The 19306-nt window shown below is 48.7% G+C and carries 15 protein-coding genes and 1 tRNA gene; 7 read left to right on the plus strand and 9 right to left on the minus strand.

The features are described 5' to 3' along the window. Positions 1 to 383: 383 nt before the first annotated feature. Both AC5JLB_RS29045 and AC5JLB_RS29050 read right to left on the minus strand, forming a co-directional pair. Entirely contained in the window at positions 384 to 698 is a 315-nt protein-coding gene (locus AC5JLB_RS29045) for a carbon dioxide-concentrating mechanism protein CcmK (RefSeq protein WP_495877297.1), read from the minus strand. Positions 699 to 1690: 992 nt separating this feature from the next. Next, positions 1691 to 1763 (minus strand) — tRNA-Val (locus AC5JLB_RS29050). Between the two features lie 78 nt (positions 1764 to 1841). Between AC5JLB_RS29050 and AC5JLB_RS29055 the strand changes: the two genes are divergently transcribed. Next, positions 1842 to 2390: a metal-binding protein gene (locus AC5JLB_RS29055; RefSeq protein ID WP_495877298.1), complete on the plus strand. Its 549-nt coding sequence runs from the start codon at positions 1842 to 1844 to the stop codon at positions 2388 to 2390. A gap of 45 nt (positions 2391 to 2435) precedes the next feature. Beyond that, a complete protein-coding gene (gene mazG / locus AC5JLB_RS29060; RefSeq protein WP_495877299.1) occupies positions 2436 to 3248 on the plus strand; it encodes a nucleoside triphosphate pyrophosphohydrolase in 813 nt (270 codons plus the stop codon). Between the two features lie 239 nt (positions 3249 to 3487). Here the strand turns inward: mazG and AC5JLB_RS29065 are convergent, their stop codons facing one another. Both AC5JLB_RS29065 and hpf read right to left on the minus strand, forming a co-directional pair. Next, positions 3488 to 5524: an elongation factor G gene (locus AC5JLB_RS29065; RefSeq protein ID WP_495877300.1), complete on the minus strand. Its 2037-nt coding sequence runs from the start codon at positions 5522 to 5524 to the stop codon at positions 3488 to 3490. 353 nt (positions 5525 to 5877) lie between these two features. After that, positions 5878 to 6522: a ribosome hibernation-promoting factor, HPF/YfiA family gene (gene hpf, locus AC5JLB_RS29070; RefSeq protein WP_495877301.1), complete on the minus strand. Its 645-nt coding sequence runs from the start codon at positions 6520 to 6522 to the stop codon at positions 5878 to 5880. A gap of 203 nt (positions 6523 to 6725) precedes the next feature. Between hpf and lipB the strand changes: the two genes are divergently transcribed. Next, positions 6726 to 7385: a lipoyl(octanoyl) transferase LipB gene (lipB, locus tag AC5JLB_RS29075; RefSeq protein WP_495877302.1), complete on the plus strand. Its 660-nt coding sequence runs from the start codon at positions 6726 to 6728 to the stop codon at positions 7383 to 7385. A 67-nt stretch (positions 7386 to 7452) separates the two neighbouring features. Here the strand turns inward: lipB and AC5JLB_RS29080 are convergent, their stop codons facing one another. Next, positions 7453 to 8169, minus strand: coding sequence for a DUF8692 domain-containing protein (locus tag AC5JLB_RS29080; RefSeq protein WP_495877303.1), 717 nt, complete (start codon positions 8167 to 8169; stop codon positions 7453 to 7455). 462 nt (positions 8170 to 8631) lie between these two features. Beyond that, on the minus strand, positions 8632 to 9909 hold the full coding sequence (eno, locus tag AC5JLB_RS29085; RefSeq protein ID WP_495877304.1) for a phosphopyruvate hydratase: 1278 nt from the start codon (positions 9907 to 9909) through the stop codon (positions 8632 to 8634). 265 nt (positions 9910 to 10174) lie between these two features. Here eno and gloA point away from each other — a divergent pair, with 265 nt between their 5' ends. The 4 genes from gloA (at position 10175) to AC5JLB_RS29105 (ending at position 15482) form a co-directional block, all read left to right on the plus strand. Further along, the gene (gene gloA / locus AC5JLB_RS29090) at positions 10175 to 10603 is read left to right on the plus strand and encodes a lactoylglutathione lyase (RefSeq protein WP_495877305.1); all 429 of its coding nucleotides are present in this window, start codon (positions 10175 to 10177) and stop codon (positions 10601 to 10603) included. 241 nt (positions 10604 to 10844) lie between these two features. Beyond that, positions 10845 to 12386 (plus strand): iron uptake porin, encoded by a 1542-nt coding sequence (locus tag AC5JLB_RS29095; protein ID WP_495877306.1) that lies wholly within the window; start codon positions 10845 to 10847, stop codon positions 12384 to 12386. Between the two features lie 102 nt (positions 12387 to 12488). Beyond that, positions 12489 to 15164 (plus strand): ATP-dependent chaperone ClpB, encoded by a 2676-nt coding sequence (gene clpB, locus AC5JLB_RS29100; protein ID WP_495877307.1) that lies wholly within the window; start codon positions 12489 to 12491, stop codon positions 15162 to 15164. 3 nt (positions 15165 to 15167) lie between these two features. After that, positions 15168 to 15482: a hypothetical protein gene (locus AC5JLB_RS29105; RefSeq protein ID WP_495877308.1), complete on the plus strand. Its 315-nt coding sequence runs from the start codon at positions 15168 to 15170 to the stop codon at positions 15480 to 15482. A gap of 50 nt (positions 15483 to 15532) precedes the next feature. Here AC5JLB_RS29105 and AC5JLB_RS29110 read toward each other — a convergent pair whose 3' ends face one another. The 3 genes from AC5JLB_RS29110 to AC5JLB_RS29120 all read right to left on the minus strand — a co-directional run bounded on the left by AC5JLB_RS29110 (position 15533) and on the right by AC5JLB_RS29120 (position 19259). Beyond that, positions 15533 to 17821, minus strand: coding sequence for a CHASE2 domain-containing protein (locus AC5JLB_RS29110; protein WP_495877309.1), 2289 nt, complete (start codon positions 17819 to 17821; stop codon positions 15533 to 15535). Positions 17822 to 17982: 161 nt separating this feature from the next. Continuing rightward, positions 17983 to 18252: a hypothetical protein gene (locus AC5JLB_RS29115; protein WP_495877310.1), complete on the minus strand. Its 270-nt coding sequence runs from the start codon at positions 18250 to 18252 to the stop codon at positions 17983 to 17985. Then, complete coding sequence (locus AC5JLB_RS29120) at positions 18234 to 19259, minus strand: ParM/StbA family protein (RefSeq protein ID WP_495877311.1); 1026 nt, start codon at positions 19257 to 19259, stop codon at positions 18234 to 18236. Before AC5JLB_RS29120 ends, AC5JLB_RS29115 begins: the two co-directional genes overlap by 19 nt. Between the last annotated feature and the right edge of the window lie 47 nt (positions 19260 to 19306).

Consider the following 19306-nt stretch of genomic DNA (forward strand, 5'->3'; position numbering starts at 1 on the left):
GAGGGCAGGTCATCAGGAATCCTCCTTGATGCATCATCCTCTATTATGCAACACCAAAAATCATATGGTAGTTGCCGAAACTACCATATAGCCTCCATTCCGCCCTTTAACTGGCACACTCAAAATATTAAAACTGAAGCCCTCTCCCTGAAAAGATTCCAGAAATTATTGGTTCCCTTGAACTAAAGAACAGCGATTCTCAATCAAATCGCCTCATTCTCAATAAGTTTGGGGCGATCGTTATGAAGCTGATTGCTTCGTCGTTAATAGTCAATGTGCCAGTGGAAAGGGCGAAACGTCGGGTATAGCTTCGGCCCTAGCAACCTCATTTAAAGGACAAGAGCGCAAAGTAAAGCCCTGCACTCTTGTCTTGAAGTGGAGTTTTACATCCCAGCTCTAAATTGCGTGACTGCTTCGGTGTAGCGAATGGGCAGCACATACTCCAGGTTCTCGTTGGGGCGGGCAATGATGTGAGTTGACAGCACTGAGCCGCCCTTAACCCGCTTGATCGACTCAATGCCCGCAGTGATCGAGGCCTGAACTTCGGAAACATTGCCCCGGACGATGACGGTGACTCGACCACTGCCGATTTTTTCGTAGCCCACTAAGGTAACCTGAGCCGCTTTCACCATGGCATCCGCCGCTTCAACAACCGCGGGGAAACCCAGGGTTTCAATCATTCCAATAGCAATTGACATAAAGATACATTTAACCTTTTTGATGGTTTTGATGGTTGATGGACACCCAGGTATCCGTCACTGATTCCATGTGAACGGATCCGCCTGATGGGTTGATACCGTGCCCAACCCATATTCGTCAGGTGTCCTTTGTTGCCTGTTTTATAGAATGCCGTGCGTGTTAACTGAGTACGGTGGTAGTAGCTCTAGAATCACACACCAAAGCCTTCGCACCCAATAGCGTTGCGCAGCACCATCAATAAAATTCAGGATACGGTGTCAAATAAAATCTTGATTTCTCAAAAGTGTATCTAATACATTAAGTGTAACGCTGTTCAGTCACGACATGGAATCGAGAGCGGAAGTCTTTTTGAGCTTCACGTTTCTCTCTATACTACAAAAACTTGTGATCCTGCGGTTGAGCGCGATAGTTGCAAAATGCAAAATTAGAAGCTGTTTGTAAATGTATATAAAGCAGAAGTTACTTTAGGTGGCAGATGCGCGATTGCGCCTATTGCCAATCGGGATCCCGCCAATGCACAGAGTCAACGCTTTTTCGATGGTAGTCCTAATTTCTTCCGGAAGTCATCTTAGGCTAAGTTGGATATTTGCAGGTGGAGTAATTCATGCCCTGCTGCTAAACGCGATCCTTCGGAGCTTGGCATCGCCAATCGGGTTAGCCATCTACAACTTCCTCAAAACACGAGATGTCCCAAGAGCGCGATTGGCTCAGACAGGCTCGGAAGGATCTTGCATCAAGCTGAAATGACCTTGAGCCGCTTCAAGTTGGAGGCGTTTTTTTAGCCGATAGGACGTGTGTTACCTGGCTGTATTTAAGCCAAAACCTATATAACACGGCAGTAACACACTCAGCAAAAACGAAGATTTCTTTCTAAAGCTGGTTTAGAAAGAAATCTTTGATGCAACCATGGGCATCGCTTGAACAGCATTCGGTTGCTTGTCGGTTTTGGACATTTTTTGGCTATTGTTCAAAGCCTGAATTCTGAAACCAATGGGCAGTGAGGGACTCGAACCCGCGACATCCTGCTTGTAAGGCAGGCGCTCTACCAACTGAGCTAACCGCCCGCTTGCTTGCGCTTAATTAATATAGCAAACTATTGAGCGAGAATCAATTACAACTTGAATTGTCTTTATAAATTGCTCATGCCTTCTGGTCGCACCCACGACAGCATCACATTATGGAGTCTCCCGATCGTCGCAGGTTCGGCATTTGGCTTAACTCAGAGCGGAACCTTGACCCTACTCGTGTCAGGCGCGTTTCTGTTTAGTGGGCTGATGTTTGGTCCTGATTTAGATATTCACTCGCAGCAGTATAAGCGGTGGGGCGTGCTGCGCTGGGTGTGGCTACCCTATCGCAAAAGTATGCGGCATCGCTCAGTTCTATCTCACGGGTTTCTAGTAGGAACGCTGGGACGGATTGTATATCTTGTCATTTGGGTGAGTTTGGCGGGCGGCGGCGTCATTCTCATCAGCGCGATCGCTCAACAAATTCTGGGTCTAACCACCGCCTGGCACATTCCTGCTCAGCACCAGTTCTCTAGCAGTACACAGGTCGTATGGCAAACCGCGCAGCGTTATCCTCAAGAACTATTGGCGATCGCGCTTGGCTGTGAACTAGGGGCAATGAGTCACAGTCTAAGCGATTGGATAGGTTCTGAGATAAAGCGGTGGAAGAAACAAAAGAAACGCTAAGGAAGCGCTAAAGTATGGAGGGTTTATTTCCTTTGCATTTGCATTATGAATAATCGTTCTGCATCGCTAGACGCCTTGCAACAACTGATCGAAGTGGTGGCAAGACTCCGAGATCCGGACGGGGGATGCCCGTGGGATTTGGCACAGACACCGCAATCGTTGATGCCTTATGTGATTGAAGAAGCGTATGAAGTGGTAGACGCGATTCGGACGGGGGATGAGGATGCGATCGCAGATGAATTGGGCGATCTGTTGCTTCAAGTTGTGTTGCAAGCTCAGATTGCTAAAGATGCGGGACAGTTTGATCTGGCGGTAGTGGCTCAGAAGATTACAGCAAAACTGATTCGTCGTCATCCGCACGTTTTTTCTAATCTTGAGGTTGAGACGCTCGACGAGGTTGGTCAAAATTGGGAGCAAATTAAAGATGCAGAGAATCCCACAGAGGCGCGGTTAAGTCATAAGCTGAAGCGCTATGCGCGATCGCTACCCCCGTTAATGGCGGGAATGAAAATCTCTAAAAAAGCGGCAAAAGCGGGATTTGAATGGGAAACGATTGATGGCGTGTGGGATAAATTTGATGAAGAATTAGCTGAATTTAAACACGCGCTGCAACACGAAAGTCAAGAGAATCAGCAGGCTGAATTAGGAGATTTATTATTCACCGTTATCAACTTGGCGCGTTGGACGGGTCTTGATCCAGCAGCAGCGCTGCAAGGCACGAATGAACGCTTTATTAAGCGGCTAATGTTAATAGAAGAGGTTACAGATCGTCCATTGTCAGAGTATTCACTAGATGAATTGGAAGAACTTTGGCAACAGGCAAAATCAAAGATCGCTAAGGCTAATTCAGATTCTTGACGGTTGTAGTTTTGACTGATCTACAGTGATAAAAGTTATCAAAACTTTCAGAAAAGGTTTGGTCTGCCTTCTCTGCCAAACTGATATTATTCTGATGCATCATAAAACCCGCCTCTAAAGCGGGTTTTGTGGATATAAGCGAATTTGAATTGTTGAGCTTTTACCTCAACCGTGAGAAGTAGACAGTCGTGAAGGCACTACGTTGAAAACCATTTCACTTCTCATGCCGCAACGATCGCTTATTTCTTGCCGTTGGTGTGTTCTGCTGTTGTCAGCATTCGTTCTGCCACCTTGTCGGGAACCTCCTGTAAATGATCAGCCTCCCACTGGAAGAAGCCTACACCTAGGGTGTGCGATCGCAGTTCCACAATCAGATCATGCATTTCGGCCTGCGGCAACAGGGCAGTCACCTCGTCCCAGCCGCTCCAATTCGCTTTCGCGTCGTAGCCCAAAATCTGACCGCGACGCCCGCTCACGATCCGCAATACTTTCGAGGTGAAATCTGTCGGAACTGAGACGGTAATTCGGACGATCGGCTCTAACAAAATAGGTTCACATCGAATCATGCCTTCTTGCATCGCAATGCGAGCTGCTTGCTTAAAGGCTTGCTCAGAGCTATCTACGCTATGGTATGACCCGTTGGTGAGTGTGACCGAGACATCAACCACCGGAAATCCTAACGGACCTTGAGCGAGGAAATCCCGCACGCCCATCTCTACACCCGGAATGTATTGTTTCGGAACCACGCCGCCCACGATCGTTTCGGCAAACTTGAAGCCTTCCCCACGCGGCATTGGTTTGATGTCGAGATACACGTCTCCAAACTGACCGTGTCCGCCCGTTTGGTGCTTGTAACGTCCGTGGGAGCTGAACGTCTTCCGCACGGTTTCTTTGTAAGGCACTTGCGGTTTGCTCGTCTTCATGGGCAAGTTGTATTTCCGACGCAACCGATCAAGCGCGACTTGCAAATGGATTTCGCCTTGACCCCACAAAATAATTTCATGGGTATCGGAGTGTTGTTCCCAGTGCAGTGCACAATCTTCTTCTAACAGTTTCGCTAAGGCACTGGTCAGTTTTACTTCGTCGTTGCGTTTTTCGGCAGTCATGGCGACCGCAAAGACCGGATCGATTCGTTCCGCTCTTGGAAGTTCGTTTAGGTGCTGGTCTTGAGCAGTTAAGGTATCGCCCGTCTGAATTCCCTCTAGTCGTCCTAAGGCAACAATCTGTCCTGCGCGGGCTTGGTTGAGGGTCGTTTGCGGCTGACCCAACTCGTAGATGCCGCCGACTCGGACGCCGTTGAGGGTCATGCCGTCTGCGATCGTACCTTGCCAAATTCGCACCAGCGATAGCTTGCCGCCTTGCGGAGTGAAATAGGTTTTCAGCACTTGCGCGAGCGGTGTACTAGCACTGAGGGTTATGCCGCGCCGTTCGGCTGTAGTTTCAGGTTCGGGGGCTTCTCTGACCAGCGCGTCAAGGAGCGGACGCACGCCAAAATCGCGATCGGCAACGCCAAAGAAGACAGGCACGATCAGATCTGCGCCCAGTTCCAATTTCAAATCTTGAACGATTTCTTCTTCGGATGGATTAATTTCTTCTAGCAATTCCTCTAGCAAGTGATCATCGAAGTTCGATAGCGTTTCTAGCATTTCCATCCGCGCCATCTGTTCTTGCTCTTTTAAATCATCTGGAAACGCAACCGGATCAGCCGCTGCGCCTAGATGATAGTGATAGGCTTGCTCACTCACTAAATCGATGAATCCAGTCAACGATTCACCGCGTCCGATTGGGTACTGGTGCGGCACAAGGGGACGGCTCGATACCGTTTTGAGCGCGTGCAGCACATCCATAAAGTCCACATCGGCGCGATCCATCTTATTGAGAAACACGAGATGCGGAATTTCCCAATCGTCTAGATATTTAAATAATGGTGCAAGCGTGAGAACGCGGTCTACAAGCGGTTCGCACACGACCACAACTGCATCGACTCCTACAAGGGCATTCAAACTTTCTTGAGCAAACTCAATCGAACCGGGGCAATCGAGAAACGTAAACCGCACATCTTGATAATTGGTACTCGCCACGTTGACTTCAACGCTCATCTGGCGATCGCGGGATTCTTGAGCACTATCTCCAACGGTGTTTTTGTCTTGAACGTTGCCTTTGCGGGACACAGCGCCTGTGACCCACAGCAAACTTTCTAACAGCGTCGTTTTGCCACTGAGATAGGGACCCACGATCGCCACACTTCGGATACCGGAGGTTTGGTTGGCTTTCATACGAGTTCTCCTTAAAAAAATAAAAGGATGACTGTTCGTTCTGTAGAAGAAATGATTTGCCTCTGCAAATGTCTGAGAGGGTTCGCTATGCGAAATCTGTCGAATCGCAGTCCTGCATTTAGCAGTTTAAGGGCGGCAAAATCTAATTTTTTCTACAAGAGTACCGAGGGAGATTTAAATGTTAATTTCCACGGTTAGAAGCGAGTCGAAATTAACAGCATTCCCTCTTTTATAGAGGTTCTATTTAGTTTGAATGGGTAGTGCAGAAATTATGGAGCGATTAGAAGGTTGAGAAGCAAATCAACGGTTTTTCTTAATAAATTAGGGGTGCTTAATGCACCCCTAATCCTGATTTACCGATGATCCATTTTCATAACAACTTTGTCGTTGGCTCTGCCGTTGGACTGGGCATTGTGGTGCGTGTGCCCATTGTTTTTACGCGGTTGAATCACACCATATCCACCGTGATTGCGCTCATATATAACGTTAATCTCTCCCGTCTCTGCGTTTTGAAACATGTAGAAGTCGTGATCGACCAACTCTAGCTGCTCTAGAGCTTCGTCAAGAGTCATGGGCGGCATCGCGAAATACTTTGTTCTAACGACGCTAGGAGGAAGTTCTGGAGTGCGATCGAGGTTCAGGTCTGTAACAACGGGCTGATCAATCAGGGCTTCGGCAGTTTTAATGGGTTCATGCCGTCGATCGGCTCTCTTCTCTTTATACTTTCGCAGTTGTCTCGCTATTTTATCGGCTACTAAATCGATACTGGCGTAGAGATTTTCGCTGGCTTCTTCGGCTCTAACGATCGCGCCATTGACGTAGATTGTCACTTCAGCAATTTGTTTTGGAATTCGAGGGTTTCGGGCAACCGAGAGATGAACATCAACTTCTGTGGTTAGCGTTTGAAAGTGATTAACCGCTTTCTCAATTTTCTGGCGGACGTAATCACGAATCGCATCAGTAATCTCGATGTTCTTTCCCTGGATAACAAGCTTCATAAGCTGCATTCCCCTGAAACGTTGGGTGTTCTTTAACACTAACACTTCGTATTCTGGCGAACAGCCTCGTTTAGAATCTTTTGCATCTATTGACAATTCTTGATGTGTGAAACTTCACAACTTAGGTAGGCTCCTACTTGATCTTTCAATCAATTTGAATCACTGTATAGTGTTGGGTCATTATTAGTAAATTGCTGCCAACCGTGTCATCTCTCCAGCCTCGCGCTTGCTGTCTCTACAATCGAGGATTAGTGCCCTATCAGCAAGCGTGGGATTGGCAACAGATGCTGGTGCGCGATCGCAAGCAAGACCCGACGTTAAACGATGTTTTAATTCTGCTAGAGCATCCTGCCGTTTATACTCTCGGACAAGGCGCAGACCCTAGTTTTCTCAAGTTCGACCCAGCTCAATCGGGCTACGAGTTGCATCGAGTCGAGCGGGGTGGCGAAGTGACCTATCATTGCCCTGGACAACTCGTGGGCTATCCGATTTTAAACTTGCAGTATTACCAGAAAGATTTGCATTGGTATTTGCGGCAATTAGAAGAAGTCGTGATCCAAGTGCTGGCAGGATATGGACTTGAAGGCACACGAATTCCGGGATTAACAGGGGTTTGGGTAAACGGGCGTAAACTAGCGGCGATCGGCATTAAAGTCAGCCGTTGGATCACAATGCACGGCTTTGCACTGAATGTAAATCCAAATTTGAGCGGGTTTCATCAGATCGTGCCGTGTGGCATTGAAGACAAGCCCGTTGGAAGTCTAGAGCAGTTTGTGCCGGGAGCCAAGATAGAACGGGTGAAGGAAGAGCTTGCGATCGCGTTTAGTGATGTATTTAAGGTGCAACTGATCAAAGCAGACTAGCATTGGCCCGACCGTGTTGAGCGCAACAACGCCATCAAATCACTTCTACTTCCAAAATCAAATACTTTTATTGAGCAGTCTGTGATGCCAGCGGCGAACTTGCATCTTCTGTAGAATTAGGACTCGATAATAACTGCTCAGACATGGCAAGCACTGAACATGCCATCCCGCTCATGACCAGCATTTCACCGCCATCTTCTAAGAAGCCAAGCACCGGGTTAAGCGCGGGAATGGGAACCGAGTTGTGAATCAGATCTATAACAACTCCAAACATCGCTAAAGCAAACAGCATTACGGTCAGATTTTTAGAAAATTTTCTAAAGCTGCGATCGCCAAAGCGATAGGCAATCGCAATAGAAACCAAAATTAGAAGAGCAGCGCTAAAAGAAACAGCAATTTCACCAAAATCGCTTGTGGCAATACCCAGAATGCTAGGAACTTCAAGTCGTTGAGCTAATAGAGCGCCTCCCCGTTCATGAATGCTAGCCGAATCATCGAGCAACAGATAAAAGAATAGGAGGCACCAACTGAGATAGCTATACGATCGCGTTCTTAGGGCTATGAATCCTAGTAACAATGCACTCCAGTATTCTTTTAGGTACTGAAATATTTCTGCATACCCTCTGTCTGTTTCGATAGAAAACCTACCTTGGGTTCCTAGACCTAGGTGCAGATCAATAAAATGAAGAATAAAAAAACTGATGTCGGTTACTAACAACAAATAAAATATTCTGGTGACTTGATTGTTGGCTTGTATATTTAACTTTCCCAAGATTGTTTTCATCGAAATTCCTCCAATTTGCGAGTAACCTTTGAGCCGAAGAAACATTTGCGGTTGGTAAGCGACGCACAAAAAATCGTCGACCTTGGGATGTGCTGAAATGGCTAGAATTCTCCTGATTTTTGATAGCGCAAGTTCGCGATCGCTGGACAAATCGCCTGAAGATACTGCTCTGTAGTTTAACCTGTATTTAATTAATTCATAACCAACTCATAATCAATTTATAATCAAACTTTTCAAATCCCACACCAATTCAAAAAATAATAGTTACAGATAAATGTTTCTATTAGGGCATGGCAATGCCTTGCTTCTACGAGAATCTGTCATATTGATGAATGAAACTGGTATCACCACAGCAATACGAAACTATATGAATACGAAAATAGGCGCTCCTACAGGAGCGCCTATGACTGCTTATTTGATTGTCAGTAAAGGATGCCTTGACTGCGATACTTCTCTTTGAAGCTACTTCATCGTTCCGGCATAGATCGCACGATCGCCTAACTCATCCTCGATTCTCAGGAGCCGATTGTATTTTGCAACTCGCTCACTGCGACACAATGACCCTGTTTTAATTTGTCCTGCTCGCGTTGCAACCGCAAGATCTGCGATCGTTGTGTCTTCTGTTTCACCTGAACGATGGCTAATGATCGAGCGATACCCATTTCGCAATCCTAAATCGATTGCTTGCAGCGTTTCAGTTAGCGTACCAATCTGGTTAAGCTTGATCAGAATTGCATTTCCGGCTTGACTATCGATTCCTTTCTGCAGACGGGTAATGTTGGTCACAAACAGATCATCGCCAACGAGTTGACAGCGATCGCCAATCTTTTGAGTCAGCGCTTGCCAGGTTTGCCAATCATCCTCATGCAGTCCGTCTTCGATAGAGATGATTGGATACTGACTTGCCAGTTTTGCCAAATACTCCACCATGTCCGCTTGGGAATGAGCAGTTCCATCGTAGGTGTACTGCCCGTCTTTGTAAAATTCGCTGGCAGCAACATCGAGCGCTAATGAAACCTGTTCACCAGGCTTGTATCCGGCTTTCTCGATCGCCATGATTAGCAGATCTAAGGCCGCTTGATTCGATTCTAAATTGGGCGCAAATCCGCCTTCATCTCCAACACCTGTTAGTAAGCCTTTGTCGTGCAAAACACCACTGAGCGAAGCAAACACTTCGGCTCCCCAGCGTAACGCTTCTCGAAACGAAGGCGCTCCGACTGGAACAATCATAAATTCTTGAAAATCGACGTTGTTATCCGCGTGAGCGCCGCCGTTAATCACATTCATTAGGGGAACAGGCAACACGTTCGAGAGTGGGCCGCCTAGAAAGCGATAAAGCGGCAAACCGAGCGCGTCGGCTCCCGCTTTAGCTGTCGCTAACGAAACCGCCAAAATTGCGTTTGCACCCAAATTCGATTTGTTGGGAGATCCATCAATTTCGATCATCGTGCGATCGACGAGTTCCTGATTCACAGCATCCAAGCCGATCAGTTTGGGCGCAAGAATATCTTGCACATTCTTCACCGCTTTGAGAACGCCTTTACCGCCATAGCGACTCTTATCGTCATCGCGCAATTCGTGCGCTTCAAAGCTTCCCGTCGAAGCGCCGCTGGGCACTTGAGCAACGCCGACCGCGCCACCCACTAAATAAACCTCAGCTTCGATCGTCGGACGACCGCGCGAGTCCAGAATCTCACGGGCGCGAATCGACTCAATGGCAGTATCGAGGATGTCAATCATAGGGAAGTAAACCTCACAAGAGAGTAGGAGTATGGAGTAGAGGGGGACAAGGGTGAATGATTGCTTTTATCGTTATGCGATCCTGTTGACCCGTTGCTTTGACCCGTCTGTTAGCATACGACCTTCACGAACTCTCTAGATAGTACTATTCACCCTGCCCCTGCATCTGTATAAAGACTTTCCGTACCCAGATTTCCGCCTCTAGCTTGCTCCACACTTTATCTTGCTCTTCTACAATAAATTTCAGCACTCAAGGAGAACGACTATGCGGTTACTGCATACCATGCTGCGGGTTGGAAATTTAGAGCGATCGCTTCGGTTCTATTGCGAACTACTGGGCATGAAGCTCTTACGCCAGAAAGATTATCCGGGCGGAGAATTTACGTTGGCATTCATCGGCTATGGCGAAGAGTCAGATAATACTGTGATCGAACTGACGCATAACTGGGGCAAAGAGAGCTATGAGCTAGGTGATGCTTACGGTCACATTGCGATCGGGGTGGACGACATTTACGCAACGTGTAAGGAAATTGAGGCTCAGGGCGGAAATGTCACTCGCCAACCAGGGCCGATGAAACATGGCTCAACTGTGATTGCCTTTGTGGAAGACCCGGATGGCTATAAGGTCGAACTGATTCAGTCCAAATCTCAAGAGTCAGTGCCGCAGCCAGCCGCCGCAACGAGCGCTTCCTAAAATCAACAGGACTGACGAAAAGGTTTCTCGGTGGCAGCGGATTTAATAGCAGATGTAGCAGATGAAGTGCGACCAGAAGCTGCTCCTTGCGAAGCCTTGCTGGATCTATCTGTTACACCTGTGATCGAGTCCGTCGCCAAAGCGTAAGTCGTAAGCAAGAGAAAATTCTCGTTCCTAACCCTTTTCCTGGTTTCTTCTCCAACTGAGCGCTTATACTCCTCAAGGTGGAGGTAAGGAGGCGATGGTGAAGAAGACTGATTGGATTGCAGGAAGCTTAGCAGGACTCAGCACTCTGACCTCTATGCTTCCTGTCTGGGCGCAGGATCTAGCTCCTATTAATCAAGATCAACTTAATCAACTCCCTGCTGATCAACCCTCTGCTGATCAAACAGATGAACCGATGACGGAAGTCAGATCCGTCTCAGAACTTTCTGATGTTCGTCCGGGTGATTGGGCATTTCAGGCAGTGCAAGCCTTAGTCGAGCGTTATGGCGTCTTGAGCGGCTACCCCGACGGAACCTTTCGCGGCAATCGGCCTATGACCCGCTACGAATTTGCGTCGGCGCTTAGAGCCGTAGTGATTCGAGTGGAAGAGCAATTATCCTCAGGCGATCTGGGCGGAACGGTGCAGCAAGACGTTTCAACAATTCGACGGTTGATCAATTCCTACGGCAGGGACTTGGAGGATCTGCGATCGCGCCTCGATAACATTACTGCTCGCAACACGGCTCTAGAGCAACAGCAGTTCTCGACGACAACTAAATTCAATGGCCGCATTGATCTCGCGCTCACCGACGGTACAGACGGCAATCTAACGGTTGTGAACCGAACGCGGCTAGATTTCCTCACGAGTTTCCAGGGCACAGACCGACTCGTCACCCAGCTTGAAGCCGGAAACGGTCAAGATACCATTGCCAACGCCCATAATCGCCGTCAAAACCTGCTAGGCACAACAGGCATTCTCGCCGATGGCGGCGGGCTTGAGTCAGCCGGGGCAACGTCGAATATCAAGCTGCGTAAGCTTTACTATGCCTTTCGTCCAGCGGAAAACTTAGAAGTTGCTGTAGGGTCTAACATTCCGCCGAGTGATTTTGTCGATCGCAATAGTTTTGCTAATCAATCGGGTCAAAATTTTGCCTCTAGCTTTTTTGCCAACAACCCCCTCATCGTGCAAAACGAACTCGATCGCTTTGGGGGAGCGGGAGCTGCCGTTGCTTGGAACGTGCGGAACAACCTTACACTGCGGGCACTGTATGCCGGGGCCGATGCCTCGAATCCGTCATCCGGATTGTTTAAGGATCGCTATCAAGCCACCCTAGAAGCGGAATATGCCGTTCCTAATCAGCCGATTAGCGTCCGCTTGCAGTACACTCACGGCGATATTAACGGCACCCAGGTCGATGCTGCTGGAATCAATGCTGAATGGGCAATTCAGCGTCGATATGGCGTGTTTGGAATCTTTGGACGGCTGGGGATCGGTCGCTATCAAGGCTTCAACTCATTCGTCGGAGAAGACCTCGATCTCAATCCAAAAACTTGGGTGCTCGGGCTTTCGATTCAAAACTTTCTCGTCCCCGGCTCAAAAGCAGGAATTGCTGTGGGCCAACCGTTTGTAACGAGTAAACTTGGAAACGCGACTCAAACGAATATAGAAACCTTTTTTGGCTTGGCGCTGAGTGAGCATATTAACTTCAGTCCTTCGTTGATTCTCGTCACCAACCCTAACAATCAGAAGAGTCCAACCATTTGGGAATGGGTGGTGCGAGTGCTTTATTCGTTCTAGCGATTTCCCATCGCCTCTCGTACCCCAGACTACTAACTCTTACCCATGAGTCGCTACAATGAGAGTCCGAGACCCTGAACTTGTAATCCTTCATTCGACCACATGCAACCCACAGACCCAAGCAAATTCACCGACAAAGCATGGGAAGCGATCGTACAGGCACAAGATGTCGTTCGTCGCTATAAGCACCAAAACTTGGAAGTTGAGCATCTCACGATTAGTTTGCTAGAGCAGCAAGATAGCTTTGCTGGCAAAATCTTCGCGAAAGCGGGGATTGATGTGACGCGGCTGTGGCAGCAGGTCGATGAATATACCCGTCGTCAGCCCAAAGTGGGTACAAGTGACCAGCTCTATCTCGGTCGCTACCTCGACACGATGCTTGATCGCGCGGAAGCGGCTCGGGCAAGCATGCAGGATGATTTTATCTCGATCGAGCATTTCGTCGTCGGCTTCTCTAACGATCCGCGTTTGGGAATGCGAATTTTACGCACGTTTAACGTCGATAGCGCCAAACTTGATACAGCGATTCGCGAGGTGCGCGGCAGTCAGAAAGTGACGGATCAAAGTCCAGAATCCAAATATTCCGCCCTCGAAAAATTTGGGCGGGACTTAACCGAGCAAGCCAGGGCAGGCAAAATCGATCCGGTGATTGGTCGGGATGAAGAAATTCGTCGCGTGATTCAGGTGCTTTCTCGCCGTACAAAAAATAATCCGGTGCTGATTGGTGAACCCGGCGTCGGTAAAACCGCGATCGCAGAAGGGCTGGCCCAACGCATCATCAACAACGATGTGCCCGAATCGCTCAAAGGTCGAACGCTGATTTCGCTGGATATGGGGTCGCTGATCGCGGGCGCAAAATATCGCGGCGAGTTTGAAGACCGCCTGCGAGCCGTCCTCAAAGAAGTGATCAACTCCGATGGGCAAGTCGTGCTGTTTATCGACGAACTGCATACAGTCGTTGGTGCAGGCGCAACGCAGGGCAACATGGATGCGGGAAATTTGCTGAAGCCAATGCTGGCACGAGGCGAACTGCGCTGCATTGGGGCAACAACGATCGATGAGTATCGCAAGTACATCGAAAAGGACGCGGCGTTAGAGCGACGATTCCAACAGGTCGTGATCGATCAGCCGTCAGTAGACGATACGATCTCGATTTTGCGCGGGTTAAAGGAGCGCTACGAAGTGCATCATGGCGTCAATATCACCGATTCTGCTTTAGTAGCGGCAGCGACCTTATCGAGTCGGTATATTAGCGATCGCTTTCTACCTGATAAAGCGATCGATCTCGTTGACGAAGCGGCGGCAAAACTCAAAATGGAGATCACCTCTAAGCCGACGGAGCTAGAGCAGATCGAGCGTCGCCTGAGACAGCTTGAGATGGAGAAACTCTCGATTGAAGGAGAAAGCAAAACGAGCGTGACGGGGATGATGCGATCGTCGAAAGATCGGTTAGAGCGCATTGAGCAAGAGATTGCGGAACTGCAACCAAGGCAAGACGAATTCGATTCTCAGTGGCAATACGAGAAACAGATTTTAGAAAAAATCAAATCGCTGAAAGAAGAAGAAGAGCAGTTGCGACTGCAAATCGAGCAGGCAGAACGCGCCTATGATCTCAACACAGCGGCGCAGTTAAAATACGGTCGACTAGAAGCGGTGCAGCGCGATCGCGAGGAGCAAGAAGCCGAGCTGCTAGAGATGCAGTCCGATGGCACATCGCTCCTTCGCGAGCAAGTGACAGAATCCGACATCGCCGAGATCGTGGCGAAATGGACGGGCATTCCCGTGAACCGCTTGCTAGAGGGGGAACGGCAAAAGCTACTCAACCTAGAAAACCACCTGCACGAGCGGGTCATCGGTCAGCAAGATGCGGTAGAAGCGGTGGCTGCTGCGATTCGCCGCGCGAGATCGGGCATGAAGGATCCCGGTCGTCCGATTGGATCATTCTTATTTTTAGGGCCTACTGGTGTTGGAAAAACCGAGCTTGCGAAGGCACTAGCGCAATTTCTGTTCGATTCAGAAGAGGCAATGGTGCGACTCGATATGTCTGAGTATATGGAGAAGCATTCGGTGTCGCGGCTGATTGGTGCGCCTCCGGGCTATGTCGGCTATGACGAGGGCGGACAGCTTTCTGAGGCGATTCGTCGCAAGCCCTATTCCGTTGTGCTGTTGGATGAAGTTGAAAAAGCGAATCCGGATGTGTTCAACATTCTGCTGCAAGTTTTGGATGACGGACGTATTACCGATTCCCAAGGTCGCACCGTTGACTTTACCAACACCGTGATCGTCATGACGAGTAACATCGGTAGCGAACACATTCTTGATGTCTCTGGCGATGACTCGCAGTATGCCGAAATGGAGAAGCGAGTGATGAATGCCTTGCGGAAACATTTCCGACCAGAGTTTCTCAATCGGATTGACGATACGATTTTGTTCCACGCCTTGAACCGTGCCGAACTGGGAGAAATTGTTGGACTGCAATTGGTTCGCATTCAAGCGCTGCTCGCCGACCAGAAAATCATGTTGGAGCTGTCAACGGCGGCTCGAAATCATGTGGCAGATTTGGGCTACGATCCGACCTACGGAGCCCGTCCGCTCAAACGGGCAATTCAGCGAGAGTTGCAAAACCCGATCGCAACGAAACTGCTAGAAAATACGTTTACCGAAGGCGATACGATCGTGATTGATCTGGTCGAGGGCAAGCTTGCGTTTACCAAAAAGACGTTGGCGGCTGCCACTCCAGCCTCGCTGCCATCCGTTGTTTCTGTGGTAAAATCTTAATCGGTGACCCTCAAATTTGACCTAACCTGGAATGCTTTGAGGGCATTACTTCTGGCTTTGCTTTTGTCGCTGATCGGGCTGCTTCCGGCGGAGGCAGCATTGTGCCGAGATTATCATCAGCACCAAATCTGTGTTTTGAGCATCAAACGCAGCGCTAAAAACTACTGGGAATATCGAGCCTCGCTGCGCGTGGATGGCTTTGTGCGTCCGGTTGAAGTTTACGATTGTCGGCATCGCCTCCGCATTCAGAAGAAGGGTGTACTCGTTTCCTTTAGCCAAGATGCAGCCAGCGATTTTGTCTGTACTTTCTTCAAATGAAAACCAGTGAATATGTTGGTGATTTTACCATCCAACTCAATATATCTAACTTAGCGATCGCTACATAGTGTTTGAAACAGATCCTCTGCCTGCCTCGGTAGCGTTGTAAAGCGAATGTAAAAACTTGCTTTGTCTTCTGTCTCTTTATGAATAACTTTGGCGTAAATATCGTCTACTATTTCTGATTCAGAAAATAGTTGTAATTTGAGATTACTTAACGAGGGCGGAATCTTTATTCCATTAATCTCAGCCCCTTTTCTCGAAAGCTGCATGAGCGTTCCAGGTAGCCATTCACCTGCAAGATGTTTTCCTTCTAAGATTGTGTACTTCAGGGCGATCGCAGCCTTTAGCGTCACAAATGAATCTTGCTCTTTTGGCAAAAACACATTGTAAGGTTCACCAATGCCGCTCACGTCGTACAGAGGAACTGCTTGACCGACTCCTTTCAAAAAGGCTTCCGTCTGCCCCTCAATCTGCACAACGGGCTGCACTGCATCATAGGTCGTTTGTGAAATGAACACTTGTCCACCCACCGTGAAAGATTCAATTCGAGCGGCTAAGTTGACGTGGCTGCCAATTGCCGTATATTTTGCCAACTCCTCAGACCCAATGTTACCAATCACCGCTTCTCCAGTATTGATGCCGATTCCAATTTCTAGGGTTGGTAGGTGAAGCTGCTGCGCTTGATTATTGACGGTTTCCATCGCCCGTTGCATTGCGATCGCACACGCCACGGCCCGCTGCGGATCGTCTGCTTTTGTAAGAGGCGCACCAAAGAACACGACAATACCATCGCCAGTAATGTCATTAATCGTACCGTCATACTGTTGGATTACTTTTGTAATGATGTCGAGGTACATATTCAACAATTGCACAACTTGCTCTGGCGGAAGCTGTTCTGAAATGCTAGTAAAGCCTCGAATATCACACATTAGGATCGTAATCTCTCGTTTTTCGCCAATCAGCTTTAAGCCTTCCGGTGTCTCAAGCAAATTAGCAACCACCTCATTGGTTAAATAGCGTCCCAGCGTTTTTCTCAGTTCTGCTGCACTTTGCGCTAAGTAAGCGGTCACGGCGATCGCAGAGCCAGTCAACGCTAAAAACGGTGGAACAACAGGAATCCAGACGCTTTGCAAAAATGCAAGGTAGGTCAGCACCACCAATCCGCCACCCGCCATCAGCAAACTGAGAAAAATTTTCAGCGACTGAATCTGCGGGGTCAGCAGGCGTGACGCGAAGTAATTACCGGTTGGAGAGATTTGCTTTTCCTGTACGCTGTGCAGCGCAAATCGTTGTTGCCACACAATTAACGCACCCGCAAATGCCCAAGCAATAATCCACAGACACTCTTGCATCTCCGACCACGTGCGAATCGGCGGACGCTGTTGCAGCACCGAACTCAACACCTGACTCATTAACTCAGCATGAAGCTCAACGCCCGGAGTTGGATGCCGCCGTTGCTGCCAGCGGACGCTATAAGGCGTCTCAAAAAAGTCATTCAAACTCTCAGCCGTGGAACCAATCAAAACCGCTTTGTCTCGAAAGAGATTTGGGGCAACCTTGCCCTGCAAAACTTGGCTCATTGAAATGACCTCAAAGCGATCGCGGCCTTGATAGTTCATTAGGATCTGATAGCCTGATGCTTCTGCCCGCACGTAGCTCCCATCATTGGCTTCAAAGGGAACAAATTCTGTTTGCCCCAGCTTGATGTGTCCCTCTGCTGTCGATTCTGGCTGAATTCCTTCCGCTTGTAGGTAAAGTAGCGAGAGCGCTAGAGCTAAACTGAGATGTTCCTGAACTCCATCGCAAGTCAGCTTACATGAGCCAGCGATCGACAGCAGGCCCCGTCGCAGCGTTCCATCACTATCAAGCACGAAATCGTTCGCGGCAACTTGACCCAACTCGTCTAGCACTGGAGGAGGTGCAACGGTTCCAATTCCGCGACTGCCGACTACTTTTTGCGTGCCAACAAGATTCGGCGTTGATTTGAAGACAGCCGCTAATGTAGAGTAGCCTGCACCAACGGGCAAGTCTCGATAGAGATCTAGACCGATTGCTCTTGGCTGCTGTTGTTTAATTTTAATCAGAAGCTCTGCCAACGTCTTGTCCGGCAAGGGAAAACCGTAGGTCTGAATATCTGCTTCAGTGATGCTGACGATCGCAATGCGAGGATCGGCTGGCTGCGCAGGACGAAGCCGGACATACTGATCGAGAGATGTCCATTCAAACGGTTGTAGGAAGCCTGTGAAACGAACAAGAACAACCAAACCAGCCACACTAGGAGCCGCGATCAGAACACCGCGCCACTGCCAAATGGTGCGCTTTAGGTTTTTCAGCATTGGGAAGATGTGGGGTAGGATCACTGATCCATTAATCCCGCCTGGAGGGTGATCCAAACGGAGTCATGCCAGTGATGCCGCTCAGAAATCTCACTCAAGCAGTCTCACTCACTGTGAAGATATAGACAGCTATCTCTGCCCCAGCTCCATCCCAGTGCCATTCACATTCCTAACAGATCGTCTAGCTCATCGAGCGCTTCACACGGAACAGATTGGCTATCGCGATCTTTTGGTTCACGCAACGAATGAACCATTCGTTGGGGTTGGGGTGAGTTAACGCTACCATTCATTCGCCCATACAAATAATCATCCGCATATTTGCGAAAGACGGCTTCGATCGCGGCTCGCGCGTTCTTCAATCCCCATTCGGCGGCAATTAGTTCTGCCTTCTCGATTACATCTTTGCTGAGTCTTACTTTGTTGTCATACATAGTTGCAGTCCCTCCGCGATCGGAAACAATCCTCGCACGTTTGCAAACTGTGGATCGGGCATGACAGCAAACAGCTTGCGACCCGCAAGACGTTCGGAAATGAGATGAGAACTGCCTCCTGTGACTAAGAATCGAGTCACTCGCGCCATGTAAGGCGTATACTGAGCTTTCACAGTTTGAAAGATGCCCTTAAACCAAGGGTCTAGATATTCTTCTAGCCAGAGCGACCAAGATAGCCCAGTATCGGCGTAAGTATGTCCTGACTTGAAGCCATCCATGACGATCGCAGGGTCAGCCGTTGTGCCCAACATATCTGCCAACCGGCGATCAAAACTAATGGACGTTGCCAGTTCGTAAGACCCGCCTCGATCCATTACGTTTTCATCAATCACATCGCCTTCAGCATCAATTAGCCGAGAGAGCCATGTACCGCCGCCAATGTCGATAACGATGGTGTAACCAGTGTCGGGGATAATCCCTAACTGTTGAGCATAGCGATAAGAACCGATTCCTTCTCGTTCTACTTCTACTCGATCTACCGTGACACGGTAGGGAATGCCGTTGCGTTTGAATTCGTGAATACCGAGCAACTGCGATCGCAGTGCATTTGCGCTTCTAATCGAATCGGGCGTTGAGACATAGAGCTGAAGCGGGTAATGACAAATTTCTTCGTTACGCAGGGGTTCTAAACAGGCATATAAATGCAGCCTTGCCAATTCAACTTTGTTTTCAACAACGGTTTGCTGTTGCCTGCGGTACTTGTAAGCTTGTGTGCCAAAATGGTAACGTAAGCCATTGGGCAACTCAATGAGGGGAGAGCTATCTGAGTAGCGAACGGGGTCGCGTCCCTGAGGCAACTGGAATCTGACAGACCGAATTGCTCTCGGATGTCCAGCACCATCCCAAAATTTGAGATCGTAATTTCCAGCGTCGAGCGCGAGCGTGCGGGGAGCGGGGGTACTATTCATATCTTTTCTTACGCTTGTCTGTCGAGTCCCAAAATTCATAGCGTTCTCCTCAAGGATGTGTAGGGCTTCTATCACCTATCAGTCAG

The sequence above is a fragment of the Myxacorys chilensis genome, from assembly GCF_059505265.1.

Excerpts from the sequence above, each read along its gene's own strand:
- AC5JLB_RS29065 (WP_495877300.1), bottom strand. The coding sequence starts at position 5,524 with ATGAAAGCCAACCAAACCTCCGGTATCCGAAGTGTGGCGATCGTGGGT.
- AC5JLB_RS29110 (WP_495877309.1), bottom strand. The coding sequence starts at position 17,821 with ATGCTGAAAAACCTAAAGCGCACCATTTGGCAGTGGCGCGGTGTTCTG.
- AC5JLB_RS29045 (WP_495877297.1), bottom strand. The coding sequence starts at position 698 with ATGTCAATTGCTATTGGAATGATTGAAACCCTGGGTTTCCCCGCGGTT.
- mazG (WP_495877299.1), top strand. The coding sequence starts at position 2,436 with ATGAATAATCGTTCTGCATCGCTAGACGCCTTGCAACAACTGATCGAA.
- AC5JLB_RS29080 (WP_495877303.1), bottom strand. The coding sequence starts at position 8,169 with ATGAAAACAATCTTGGGAAAGTTAAATATACAAGCCAACAATCAAGTC.
- AC5JLB_RS29120 (WP_495877311.1), bottom strand. The coding sequence starts at position 19,259 with ATGAATTTTGGGACTCGACAGACAAGCGTAAGAAAAGATATGAATAGT.
- gloA (WP_495877305.1), top strand. The coding sequence starts at position 10,175 with ATGCGGTTACTGCATACCATGCTGCGGGTTGGAAATTTAGAGCGATCG.
- hpf (WP_495877301.1), bottom strand. The coding sequence starts at position 6,522 with ATGAAGCTTGTTATCCAGGGAAAGAACATCGAGATTACTGATGCGATT.
- AC5JLB_RS29055 (WP_495877298.1), top strand. The coding sequence starts at position 1,842 with ATGCCTTCTGGTCGCACCCACGACAGCATCACATTATGGAGTCTCCCG.
- clpB (WP_495877307.1), top strand. The coding sequence starts at position 12,489 with ATGCAACCCACAGACCCAAGCAAATTCACCGACAAAGCATGGGAAGCG.
- AC5JLB_RS29115 (WP_495877310.1), bottom strand. The coding sequence starts at position 18,252 with ATGTATGACAACAAAGTAAGACTCAGCAAAGATGTAATCGAGAAGGCA.
- AC5JLB_RS29095 (WP_495877306.1), top strand. The coding sequence starts at position 10,845 with ATGGTGAAGAAGACTGATTGGATTGCAGGAAGCTTAGCAGGACTCAGC.
- eno (WP_495877304.1), bottom strand. The coding sequence starts at position 9,909 with ATGATTGACATCCTCGATACTGCCATTGAGTCGATTCGCGCCCGTGAG.